General features: G+C 51.9%; 9 protein-coding genes. 6 read left to right on the top strand and 3 right to left on the bottom strand.

Translation table 11 applies throughout. The annotated features are described in order from the left end of the window. Nucleotides 1–17: 17 nt before the first annotated feature. Complete coding sequence (gene chrS, locus ACE5KN_RS07255; protein WP_375525963.1) at nucleotides 18–494, bottom strand: chromate efflux transcriptional regulator ChrS; 477 nt, start codon at nucleotides 492–494, stop codon at nucleotides 18–20. A 248-nt stretch (nucleotides 495–742) separates the two neighbouring features. Then, nucleotides 743–1,531 carry an alpha/beta hydrolase gene (locus tag ACE5KN_RS07250; protein ID WP_375525964.1) on the bottom strand — a complete coding sequence of 263 codons (789 nt, stop codon included), beginning with the start codon at nucleotides 1,529–1,531 and terminating at the stop codon, nucleotides 743–745. 437 nt (nucleotides 1,532–1,968) lie between these two features. On the opposite strand from ACE5KN_RS07250, the gene ACE5KN_RS07245 reads away from it, so the two are divergent. After that, nucleotides 1,969–3,177: an S-layer homology domain-containing protein gene (locus tag ACE5KN_RS07245; protein ID WP_375525965.1), complete on the top strand. Its 1,209-nt coding sequence runs from the start codon at nucleotides 1,969–1,971 to the stop codon at nucleotides 3,175–3,177. 121 nt (nucleotides 3,178–3,298) lie between these two features. On the opposite strand, the gene ACE5KN_RS07240 is transcribed toward ACE5KN_RS07245, so the two are convergent. Next, complete coding sequence (locus ACE5KN_RS07240) at nucleotides 3,299–4,747, bottom strand: VanW family protein (RefSeq protein WP_375533059.1); 1,449 nt, start codon at nucleotides 4,745–4,747, stop codon at nucleotides 3,299–3,301. Nucleotides 4,748–5,134: 387 nt separating this feature from the next. Here ACE5KN_RS07240 and ftsE point away from each other — a divergent pair, with 387 nt between their 5' ends. The 5 genes from ftsE (at nucleotide 5,135) to ACE5KN_RS07215 (ending at nucleotide 11,435) form a co-directional block, all read left to right on the top strand. Beyond that, a complete protein-coding gene (ftsE, locus tag ACE5KN_RS07235) occupies nucleotides 5,135–5,821 on the top strand; it encodes a cell division ATP-binding protein FtsE (RefSeq protein WP_375528097.1) in 687 nt (228 codons plus the stop codon). Next, nucleotides 5,811–6,728 (top strand): permease-like cell division protein FtsX, encoded by a 918-nt coding sequence (ftsX, locus tag ACE5KN_RS07230; protein ID WP_375528096.1) that lies wholly within the window; start codon nucleotides 5,811–5,813, stop codon nucleotides 6,726–6,728. Before ftsE ends, ftsX begins: the two co-directional genes overlap by 11 nt. A 103-nt stretch (nucleotides 6,729–6,831) precedes the next feature. Further along, on the top strand, nucleotides 6,832–8,091 hold the full coding sequence (locus ACE5KN_RS07225) for a murein hydrolase activator EnvC family protein (RefSeq protein ID WP_375528095.1): 1,260 nt from the start codon (nucleotides 6,832–6,834) through the stop codon (nucleotides 8,089–8,091). Between the two features lie 438 nt (nucleotides 8,092–8,529). After that, complete coding sequence (locus ACE5KN_RS07220) at nucleotides 8,530–9,996, top strand: S41 family peptidase (protein WP_375528102.1); 1,467 nt, start codon at nucleotides 8,530–8,532, stop codon at nucleotides 9,994–9,996. A 128-nt stretch (nucleotides 9,997–10,124) separates the two neighbouring features. Further along, a complete protein-coding gene (locus ACE5KN_RS07215) occupies nucleotides 10,125–11,435 on the top strand; it encodes a PDZ domain-containing protein (RefSeq protein WP_375528094.1) in 1,311 nt (436 codons plus the stop codon). The last annotated feature ends 636 nt before the right edge of the window (nucleotides 11,436–12,071 follow it).

Below are 12,071 nucleotides of genomic sequence, written 5' to 3'. Positions count from 1 at the left end.
ATTCCTTCCTTATCCAGTTATAAGCGCATGCCCATGCGGCTCTTGTAGCGCTGAATCAGCACCTGGCAATCCACTCCGGTAAGGCCCGGCAGGGGATACAGCTTTTCCTTCAGAAAAAGCTCCATTTCCTGATGATTGGCAAACAAGCCATGCATATGCAACTTGCTCGGGCCTGTCATGTGGTACAGGCTTGTGACCGCAGGCTCCTCGGCAAGAATCTCCGCCACCTGCTGCAGATGCTTCGGCTCCACCTCGACATTAAAAAAAGCCGACACCGAAATGCCAATTTTCTCGGGATTAATGACGGCGGTAAAGCGCTCAATAACACCGTTATCCATCAGCGCCTGAATGCGGGTCTGCACGGCGACACGGGAAAGACCGATTTCCTTGGCAAGGTCCGTATAGGAGATGCGGGCGTTTTGGTGCAGAATGGAGATAATTTTGCGGTCAATCGTATCGATCGGCGGCTGGCTCTGTTCATCCGTAGTTCTCATGGATAGTTTCCTTTCCTTTTGATTTCTAAATGAAACAAAAATTCCTTTTTACATTTCTTTATGTATGAATATAAGCTTGAATAGATTACCAATCAATAGTTTTCTTTTGAATATTGTTTCGTTTTGATAAATCAAGTTCGTTTTTTGAGCAAAAAAAAGGAAGCTCTTTGCCAGAAAGGGCTCCCCATATTTCGCACAGTTCGCCAAAATTAGTCGCAGATATACCAGCCTTTTGCAGGCCTACCGGTCTATTTGTGTTTCAGAGGAAGCCATGCCAGCACGTCCTGTATTTTGGCATCCCAATAGCCCCATTCATGCTCCCCTGGTCCCTCTTCATAGGTAAGCTTAAGGCTCGTTTTTCTGCAAGCCTCCCGAAAGTTCAAATTCTCCTGATACAAAAAATCCTCCGTTCCGCAGCACTGGTAGAGCAGCGGCTTCTCACCCTCTGCCCGGTCAAGGCGAGTCAGCAGCTCAAACAGATCATTATCCGTGCCCTGGATGGGAGCTTTGCCAAAGATCCGGTCCCATTCCGCGGCCTCAATAACGCTCAGCTGCGGCGAGGTCCGCGTTTTTTGCAAATCCAGAGCGCCTGACAGGCTGGCCGCCGCAGCGAACCTGTCCGGGTGCCGCAGCGCAAGCTTGAATGCACCGTACCCGCCCATGGACAGCCCTGCCACAAAGTTGTCCTCCCGCTTGCCGGAGAGCGGAAAGAAAGAGCGGGCGAGCTGAGGCAGCTCTTCGCTGATAAATGTCCAGTATGCGCCACCCTCGGCCATATCCGTATAAAAGCTGCGGTGGACCTGAGGCATCACGACCGCAATTCCCAGCGAGGCGACATACCTTTCAATGGAGGTGCGGCGCAGCCAGATGGAATCATCGTCCGATAGACCATGCAGCAAATAAAGGGTGGGATGTGGCCCGTGTCCCTCCGTATTTTGCAGCCCGATCTGGGAGCGGGTCTGCTGTGGCAGAATGACCGTCATGGATGTGCTCAGCCCAAGCGTTTCCGAGTAAAATCGGCAATCAATCAGCGCCATTAAAGTAATCCTCCTCAAAATAAAGGTTATTTTGTCAGAACGATAAGCGTTTACATGGACTATTTTAGCGGATTTCATGAGTGGTGTCCTGAGGGATTTGAATTTTGACAGATCACGAACTTGCGCAAATACGAAACCAAAAACCTGAGTAAATTCAAAGAAAAAAGAAGCTTGCATGGCCTCATCAGGGTTCGGGGAGGTCGAAAATAGCAACTTAAGTCCCGGTGTCCATATGGATTTTAGCCAGTTCCAGGGGAATGGTATGATCGAATCATTTTCTGAAAAATGGGTTTTCAGGGTTTGGAAATCTGCTAAATTGTTTTAAAAAAGGATTGAGACATTCATTTTCGATAAATGACAATATAACCGGATCTGTGCTGCAAAATGGATGCTCTTCCTTGCTGGAGAAACAAGTTTAAAAGGAGGATGTAAAAGGAATGAGAAAGCATTTTCGCAAAGTATTGACAGGAACGCTGGGAGCCGGACTGGTGCTGAGCGCATTCAGCAGCGCTTCGGCGGCAACTGAAAACCTGAGTGCACACTGGGCCGGTGATCAGGTCAAGCGCTGGGTGGCGATAGGCTACCTCAGTGGTTACAGTGACGGGACGGTAAAACCAGACGCAAGCATCACCCGCGCTGAGTTCATTGCGCTTGTTAACCGCACTTTTATCCTGCCTCCTTCATCGGTAACGGTTTCGACATATGGTGGGAGTTCCGCCTTCTCTGATCTCCCTGCGAGCGGCTGGGCATATAACGCTGTAATGTCTGCCGTACAGGCTGGTTACCTCAGCGGTTATTCCGACGGTACAATCCGTCCGAATGAAAAGGTAACACGCCAGGAGGCTGCCGCGATTATTGCCAAGGTTAATGGTCTGACACCACGTCCGGCAAGTTCCTTAAGCGGCTTCTCCGACTATGATGAGATCGCATCCTGGAGCAAAGGAAGTGTAGCGGCGGTGATCGGGCAGGGATACATGAGCGGATATCCGGACGGCACCTTTAAGCCCGAGAAGCCATTAACACGCGCTGAGGCGGTAGTCCTGCTGGATGCGGCTTCCGGATACACGATGGATGATACGGACAATATCATAGCTCCTGATGAAAATACGGGAAGCGTAATCGATGATACTTACAGCGAAAATGGGAATTCCGTGATTCCGCCGGCAAATATAGAGGATACGGACAGCACAGAACTGGGCGGAGACACCGATGCGGACACGGATAACCAGCCTGCTGAAGATACGGATACTTCCACCGATACGGATGGTACGTCTGCCGATGACAGCGAAGATACTGCGGATTCAACAGTGAAGGCGCCGGATGTAGATACTGTGGAAAGCGGAGATCTCAGCATTACCGGTACAGCTGATCCTGATGCGACAGTCCGCGTGTATTCTGAAAATGACACGCTGCTTGGCAGCGGCACAGCGGATGACGAAGGACAGTTTGATATCACTGTATCGGCAGTGACGGAGGGGGCTGAATTGACAGTCATTGCTGAAGATGCTGACGGCAATGAAAGCACGCCGGTTGAAATTACCGTGGCCGGCCAAGATGAAGATGACGATACTTCCGCAGACGATCAGGACAGTACAGCCGATGAAGATGACAGCGGCAACGCTGACGGTGACAGCACGGATCAGTAAAACTGAAAATTTGAAGCATGGACAAGCTGTTGTTTAGAAATGGCAAAGAGAAAGCCGGGCACGGGAGGCCCGGCTTTCTTAAGGTATCAGAAAGTACGTCGATAGACGTTTTTCTAATCGTTCAGTCCGCTTCCGTTCCGCTAACTCCATCCTCAATCAGTTGGTTGCCGGAGGGCTGCTGTCTCTCGGTATTTGGCGTCGGTTTCCTGTATCCGCTGCCCACGGCGATGATCTGCTTCTGCGCCTTATAAGTATCGCGTGAAACCCGTGCCTTCTCGACAGTTTTTCCGTCAATCAGCTTTATCCGGTATGTATCGACAATATAACCGGGTTTGCCGGCCTGGATCAGCTGCTGCCCGCTGCCCGGAAGACCGCTGTTTACATAGCTTACCGGCGGGTTCAGCACCTCAATGGTCCGGGATTCGAGCCGGTAGGAAACATTGGAAGGGAAGGTGCCGAAAAACTTGACGGTCAGCACTCCATCCCGGACATCCGCCCGCAGCAAAAGGTGCTTGCCCGTGTTGTTTCTGAAGCGGAAGTTAATGGAGCCGGTGGCGTAGGTGGCATCCAGGCCTTTGGGCAGATAGCTGACAGGCAGAGAGTGATTGCGGCGCTCCACAATATCAAGGCCTGTCCGCAGAGCTGCATTATACACCGTGCTTGACACCTGACAAATGCCGCCGCCGATGCCGGGCCGCAGCTGTCCGTTGACAATGACGGGCGCTTCCCGGAATCCGTATTTGCTTTCTGCTGCGGCGATGACTTTTCCATAATCGAAAATGCCGCCTGGCTCGAGGATCATGCCGTCAACGGCCTTCGCCGCCGATGCCACATTGTATACCCGTCCTGCCGAGCTGCCGCGCAGACTGGTCGAGAATCGGGCAATCCGCCGCTCAATGCCTTCTTTTTTCAGGCTTTCCACCGTTGCTTCAGGTTCTTTGATGGCCAGAGGGATGGTGAGCTCTATACTATTTGAGTCCGGTTGCTCCAGTACGGAAAAGTCGGCAGGCAGCGACTCGTCCAGTTCGGCGTTCAACTCCGCCCATTCAATCCGGTAGACCGACACTTCCGGGATGTATTTAACTGTATCATCGGCTTCAATCCGCCGGACAGCATTAACCGCCTCACCGTAACGTGCCTTCTCCCATTCGGCGTTCAGCTTCTCTTTCAGCACTTCGGGGCTGCGTACGGCTTCAATATGCCAGGAGTCGGGAAAGGTGGCGCGGGCCCGGGCCCGCTGCAGCAGATTTCCTTGCTTTAATCCTTCCAGGGCTTTCAGGAAGTCATCCGCATTGTAGGTCACACCCGCTTCACCAAGCGTCATCCGCACATCCGGGGAATCGGTCTCCTGATCGGCTAGCACCAGCGGTATGGCCTCCAGCGCCTGCAGATCCGAACGGACGCGGTCAGCCGCTTCATCCAGCTTCATGCCCCCGACGCTGCGCCCCCCAACCGTTACCCCTTCTGGCACGATATTCCGGTCGGCATATAAATGAAGTCCCCCGTAGACCAGGGAAACAGCCAGTATAACAGACAGAACAACAATAACGATGTAATGTGCTTTTCTCATGCACCGGTCTCCCATCATGCACATTTCCGGCCTGGCCGGAAGTTTTTTAAAATTTCAGTAAACTTCTTGTGAAATCGCAAGAAAGACTACTGCTAAGCGCGGTCTGTCTTCTGTGAAAGTACGTCGATAGACGTTTTTCTTATGTATATGTTTGAATTCTGGAAAAATCACATGTCACGAATTATGCAAAAAACGGCAAAATTCCGTCTACTCAACAGGTAACAAATTTGTTACAATAAGACTTAGTTTGATAAATTTCAGCTTTTCGCAAAGGTTTTAGAGGAAAGCTGTCGAAATAATCAGGGTTAGGTGTTTTTTTTGTTTATAGCCGGTAGCATCTCTTCATAGTACAGTCAACAGTGCAAAAATACAGCGGGAAGTGATGAAGTGATTGAAATGCAGGACGTGTGGAAGACCTATCCCAACGGAACCCACGCGCTTCAAGGAGTATCGGTCAAAATTGACCGCAATGAATTTGTGTATCTCGTCGGTCCGTCGGGTGCGGGCAAGTCGACGTTCATGAAGCTTATTTATAGAGAAGAAGTTCCTACCAAGGGCCAAATTTCTGTTAACGGATTCAACATCGGCAAGCTTAAGCCTCGCAAGATTCCTTACGTGCGCCGGAATATCGGCGTTATATTTCAGGATTTCAGGCTGCTGCCGAAGCTGACTGCCTATGAGAATGTTGCATTTGCGATGGAGGTTATTGAAGCGCCGAAGCGCCTGATCCGCAAGCGGGTTCCGGAAGTGCTGGAGCTGGTTGGTCTGAAGAACAAGATGGGCCGTGATCCATCCCAGCTCTCCGGTGGTGAGCAGCAGCGCGTTGCCATCGCGCGCGCCATCGTGAACAATCCTTCCGTCATCATAGCGGACGAGCCTACCGGCAATCTGGATCCGGAGACCTCGTGGGAGATTATGCAGCTGCTGGATGAAATCAATTTTCGCGGTACGACCATCATTATGGCGACCCACAACAAAGATATCGTGAACTCCATGCGCAGGCGCGTTATCGCAATTGAACATGGCAATATCGTGCGAGATCAGATGAGAGGGGAATACGGGTATGACTTATAACACCTTCTTGCGGCATATGCGGGAAGGGTTCAAGAACGTATTCCGCAACGGCTGGATGTCTGTGGCATCCATTACGTCCATAATTGTGTCGCTTATCATTTTGGGCGTGTTCATTCTGCTTGTACTGAACGTCAATTCACTCGTCGACGAGGCGGACAGCCAGGTCCGTATTAACGTGTTTCTGGAGTTGAATGTGGAGGATTCTCTGAGAGGAACGCTGATGAAGGAGATCGGCTCCATGCCCGAAGTCAGCAAAACCGAATTCGTTCCAAAGGATCAGGGGCTGAAAGAGCTTAAGGACGATATGGGAGAAGGCGGCGAAGAGCTGCTGCAGGGCTTTGACAAGGACAATAACCCGCTGCCGGACAAAATCGTCATCGAAGTGTTCGAACCAACGACGGTTCCTGGCGTAGCCAAGAAGATCGAGGCGCTTAATGAGGAGCACCCGGAGAAGCCGATCCTCAAGGTCAGATACGGTGAAGGTACGGTGGAAACGCTGTTCAAGATCACCCGTTTGATCCGCAATGTCGGATTTGTGTTTGTGGCCGGACTCGGCCTCATGTCCGTGTTCCTGATTTCCAATACCATTCGTGTCACGATTTTGGCGCGGCGCCGTGAGATCGGCATCATGAAGCTTGTGGGGGCGACCAATTTCTTTATCCGCTGGCCGTTTTTTATAGAAGGGGCGCTTCTGGGAGCCATCGGTTCGCTGATTACGATAGCCATCCTCTTTATAGGCTACAGCCGCCTGGAAGCAAGCATGAGCCAGGACTTGTCACTGGCCATGTTCCGTTTGCTGCCGCTCAGCGGGCTGTGGTTTCAGCTCGGCGGTTTGCTGCTGATTCTCGGCGTCCTGGTGGGCATTTTGGGCAGTACGCTGTCCATCCGTAAATTTTTGAAGGTATAAGGTCCGCTGATGGCGGGCTGCAGATACTGTCGCAGGTACTCATTGTCGATTTTTTAGCGGGCTTGTCCCGGCATCAATTTGAACAAAGGATGGGGAGCACAAGTTGAAGAAAACAGTCTCTGTTATGGCCGCAGTCCTAACGGCTGCGCTGGTCTTCCAGTCTGGCAACGTGCAAGCCGGCAGTATTTCGGATATTAATAAGCAGTTGAACCAGCTGAACAACCAGTCCCAATCGGCCAAACAGCAGAAGGACGATGCTGCCGCCCAGAAGCAGAAAGCCCAGCATTACAAGAATAAAGCTCTGCAGCATTTGAAGCTTGTCCTGGAGCAGCTTAACGATGTGAGCGAGCAGCTTACCCGTGTGGCTGTGGATATAGAAAATACGGAAGATAATCTGCGGAAGACAAAAAAGGAAATCCAGGAGGCTACGGACCGGATTGCGGCCCGTGAGAAAACTTTGGAAAGCCGTGTGCGCTTGATGTATACGGATGGAACCGTATCCTATCTGGATGTGCTTTTGTCATCCACGAGCTTTAACGATTTTATTACCCGGGTCGATTCGATCAAAACGATCGTGGACCAGGACCAGTTCCTGCTGGAAGAGCATAAGAAGGACAAGGCGCTTGTCGTCAGCAAGAAGAAAGAACTGGACGCCCAGTATGCGTATGCCAAGAGCCTGTATGTGATCAAACAGGACGTGAAGAAACAGCTTGACGCCAAGGAAGAGGAAAAGCAGCGTCTGATTGCAAATTATAATGAGCAGATCATTGAGGCTGATGAAATTTCGGAAGAATCCGATCAAATGCTCGTTCAGATTGCGGGCAAACGCTCTGCGCTGCTTCAGCAAAAGAATAAGCTGCAGGCTGAACAAGCCGCCCGCGCAGCCAGAGCCCGGGCTGCAGCTGCGGCCGCGGCCGCCAAACGCTCGGCTGGCAGCACAGGGGCAGCCAGTTCCTATATGGGAGGGAGCGGAGTTTTGGCGATGCCGGTCAGCGGCTACCGCCTGTCATCCGGATTCGGTCCTCGCACTCACCCGATTACCGGCCAGGTCGGCAAAATGCATACAGGGATAGACCTTGCAGCTCCTCAGGGTACGGACATTCATGCTGCTGAGGGCGGCGTGGTTATCGTGGCAGAGTGGTGGAGCGGCTACGGCAATACCGTCGTCATCGATCACGGCAACGGCTTATGGACGCTGTATGGCCATATTCGCAATGGCGGGATTAAAGTGAGGACAGGCCAGACGGTGAAGCGCGGAGAAAAAATTGCGGAAGTCGGCTCAACGGGCAACTCGACCGGACCGCATTGTCACTTCGAAGTTCGTGAGAATAACAGACCTGTAAACCCGTGGAATTATTTATAATATGAAAAACAACCCTATTTATACCGTGAGTACTTAAACGGTTATAAATAGGGTTTGTTTGTAGAATAACAGACATTCAAGCTATCGCAGAAGTACTCTTATTTGAAATATCCGTTCGATCAGTGGATAATGGGAGAGCGGCCTGTTTTTAGCTGCGTCATAGCCTGCACAGTTTTAGAGGTAGTTCAAAAAGTCATCTTTTGATCACGAAGGAAGTCAGGAAGGCGAACTCGACATCGAATCTTGAATTCAGCCGGGCCTTCCGGTGCTCACGTACCCAAAGTACGCTCCGCTCCTCAGTCCCGGCTTCATCCAACCTTCTCGGTGCTGAAAACCTGACTTTTTGAACATGCACTTTTAGGGGTTATTTCGCCGGCTATAAGACATAATATAAGAATGGTTTTCATGGAAAAACATACAAAGGCGGGTGAACGGTTCGTGTTGAAAAAAAGCACGGCAGTAATGCTAATGGTGATCGGACTGCTTGGGGGCAGCCTGTTGACCTTTGCTTATACAGGATATTCCGGGGGGGCAGGCAGCGAGCCGGGTGAAGGTCTGCTGGCCAGCCTTGCGGGGAATGCTTCCCAGCGGGATGATATGAAAAAAATTCAAACCGCGATGGAATTGATCGAAGGGCAGTATTATAAAAATGTGGACCGGACCAAGCTGGTGGACGGTGCCATTAACGGCATGATGGAAGCGCTCGATGATCCGTATTCTTCCTATATGGGCAAGGAAACGGCCGCACAATTCGAAGAATCGATCGAAGGCTCTTTTACGGGAATCGGAGCCGAGGTAGCTTCCGAGAACGGAAAGGTCGTCATTGTTACTCCGATCAAAGGCTCACCGGCCGAGAAGGCGGGCTTGCGGGCACAGGACATTATTTTATCCGTGAACGGCGAATCGCTGGAAGGGCTTGATCTGAATGATGCCGTATCCAAAATCCGCGGACCGAAGGGCAGCGAAGCGAAAATCAAGGTTCAGCGGGCCGGATCGACAGATCCGCTCGAATACAAGATTGTCCGTGACGATATTGATCTGGAAACCGTCACTGCCCACATGGAGAAGGATGGAGTCGGTGTCATCACCATTACGCAGTTCTCTCTGAATACGGCCGACCGGTTCAAGGAAGAACTGGCGAAGCTGGAGAAGCAGAACATGAAGGGTCTCGTCATTGACGTGCGCAACAACCCGGGCGGCGTACTTTCCGTTGTCATCGATATTGCGCAGCAGTTTGTGCCTAAGGGTAAAACGATCGTACAGGTCGAGGACAAGAACCAGAAGCGGGAGAAGGAAGTTTCAAAGGGCTCCAACAAGCCTTATCCTGTCACTGTTCTCATGAATAAGGGCAGCGCCAGCGCCTCCGAAATTTTGGCGGGTGCTCTGCAGCAGTCGGCGGGCGCAATCCTGATCGGTGAAAACTCGTTTGGCAAAGGAACTGTCCAAACAAGCTATGACAAGCAAATGGGCGATGGAAGCTTGCTCAAAATTACGATTGCCAAATGGCTGACGCCTAACGGCACCTGGATTCACCAGAAGGGCATCGCACCGGATATTGCGGTATCCCAGCCTGAATACTTTAGTGTAGCGCCGTTAAGCAAAGAGAAGCCGCTGGAATACAACATGAATAATACGGATGTGAAGAATGCGCAGATCATGCTGAAGGGTCTCGGTTATCATCCGGGCCGCGAGGACGGTTATTTCGACAAACCGACGGAAGAGGCCGTCAAAGGATTCCAGAAAAAGGCGGGACTGACCGCTAGCGGAGCCATTGACGCGGAAACGGCAGGCAAGCTTGAGGCCGCTCTGATTGAAAATATCCGGAATCCGGAAAACGATACACAGCTGAAGCGTGGAATTCAACAAATCCGGAAGGAAATCGCGGCAAGCGCGTCGAATTCATAGTAGGGTAGCAGCAGGAGGCTGGAAACAGCCTCCTTTCTTGTAGATATCCTATATGTCCCGTACATACATCAGGTCAGACAACCATTACCTGTCTGTGAACAGGGTACCAGCGGGAGGAGTGAATACTTTTGGATTGGGCTGCACAATGGGGATGGAACGTATTAAATGCATGCTTGCAGCTGCTGACGCAGCCGTTTTATTATATTTCAATTATCGTAGTTGCCCTGGGTTACCGACGGCAAATGCTGCTGGAGCGGAAGCTGTTTCATACGAGGCTTCACAGCTGGTGGCCACAGACCTGGCGCACGATCTGGAGCGGACTGGCGGCAGGCTTGCTCGTCTCGCTGATTGGATTGTTCATCGGCGCTCACCTCACAGCAGGAGCTGTAATCAGCTTATGGGTATGCACCGGCCTGCTCATGCTGCTGCGGGTGCGTTATCTGTGCTTCGCGTATGCGGCAGGGCTGCTCGGCGTTGTCCAGTTTATCCTTGGGTTGGCAGACAACTGGCGGCCTGAAGGATGGCTGGGGAACGTGACAACTGCCATTCGAGGTCTGGACATGCCCGCATTGCTGCTGCTGGTTGCGGTTCTGCATATAGCGGAAGCGCTGCTGCTGCTCTGGAAGCGCGGAACGTCGGCCACTCCAATGTACTTTGAAGGCAAGCGCGGCAGATTGGTTGGGGGTTATCGGATGGAGGAATATTGGCCGGTGCCGCTGCTTCTGCTCGTTCCCGTGCAGGAGGGAGGGCTTGCGCTCCCCTGGCCAACGCTGTTTGGTGATCAGACAGGCTATATGCTTGCCGCACTGCCGATAATCATCGGCTTCAGCGGGCTGACGACCGGGCGTTTGCCCATTCATAAAGCTGCCAGCTCGGCCAGACGGCTGCTCCTGTACAGCCTGGGGCTGCTGGTGCTAAGTCTGCTGGCTGTGTGGTGGAGTCCGCTAATGCTTGTTGCGGCGCTTTTCTCCTTCCTGGCACATGAGGCGCTTGTCTGGTTCGACAGCTTCGAGGAGAGCCAGCTCAGCCCCCTGTATGTCCACCCGGAAGAAGGGCTGCGCGTACTGGCTGTACTTCCGGGCAGTCCGGCCGACGAGCTTGGCATTATCGCAGGAGAAGCCGTCTACCGGGTGAACGGTATGCCGATCCGATCCAGGGAGGATCTGCATCAGTCTCTCCGCATGAATGCGGCGTTCTGCAAGCTGGAAATCCGCAATCTGCGCGGGGAGAGCAAATTCCTGCAGCGGGGGTTGTATGAGGGAGACCATCATCAATTGGGGCTGGTGCTTGCCCCGGATGCTGATGAAGGCTGGTCGGTGCCGGCACGGCAAGCCTCGATCTATCAGGTAATCGCCATGCGCACCGGCGCCCGTCGCAGAAAAGCACGGGACTCGGGGCAAGGGTTGCCGGGACGAGCACAGAATCCGGTGGATATGTAGGGGAAGCACATATTGAATCCGCAATAGGGAGTGTTCCAAAGGTCTATCGACCAGGGGCGCTCTTTTTTTAGATTACAGAATTTATAACTCATCTTTCGCAGAGCACAAATCCAATTAAACCTTTGTAGCTGCTGGATTCTGAGGGATTCGCATCCCTCCTTGCAAGTTTGCCGATTTCATGCTGCGAAATTAAGGCTTGACAGTTCAGCCGCCCGTCGACCGTGGCAAGGCATGTGAACTTGTTGCCCTGGAGCTTTGCATGATTATCCCATTGGATCAGGTAAGGAAAAACAGAAAACCGGGAACCGAAAATATACTGTAGGCGCATTAAAGAAATAACGGATCAAGTGAGGCACGAAAATGCCTGTTGTTACGCTATTCAGGACCATCGAATGGGTCTATTGTTTTTTTGATCGTGCCTTTATGGAGAAGCAGATCGGTTCGAGATTATAAGGCGATCTTAGAAGAAAGCAGAGCATTTAGGTGATGTGAAACTGACCGAGAGTCCTGAACAAAAGGGATAATCATTCAATGCTGTAAGGAGGGGCAACAAGCATCAGGCAATGGACACCACACACCACACACCATACACCATACACCATACACCATACACCATACACCATACACCATACACCA

Origin of the sequence: Paenibacillus terreus, assembly GCF_042138595.1 — a bacterium.
Taxonomy (GTDB): Bacteria; Bacillota; Bacilli; order Paenibacillales; family Paenibacillaceae; genus Paenibacillus; species Paenibacillus terreus.
The sequence above is the reverse complement of the archived record's forward strand: the minus strand, read 5'-3'. Positions and strand labels throughout refer to the sequence as shown.

Excerpts from the sequence above, each read along its gene's own strand:
- chrS (WP_375525963.1), bottom strand. The coding sequence starts at position 494 with ATGAGAACTACGGATGAACAGAGCCAGCCGCCGATCGATACGATTGAC.
- ACE5KN_RS07250 (WP_375525964.1), bottom strand. The coding sequence starts at position 1,531 with ATGGCGCTGATTGATTGCCGATTTTACTCGGAAACGCTTGGGCTGAGC.
- ACE5KN_RS07245 (WP_375525965.1), top strand. The coding sequence starts at position 1,969 with ATGAGAAAGCATTTTCGCAAAGTATTGACAGGAACGCTGGGAGCCGGA.
- ACE5KN_RS07240 (WP_375533059.1), bottom strand. The coding sequence starts at position 4,747 with ATGAGAAAAGCACATTACATCGTTATTGTTGTTCTGTCTGTTATACTG.
- ftsX (WP_375528096.1), top strand. The coding sequence starts at position 5,811 with ATGACTTATAACACCTTCTTGCGGCATATGCGGGAAGGGTTCAAGAAC.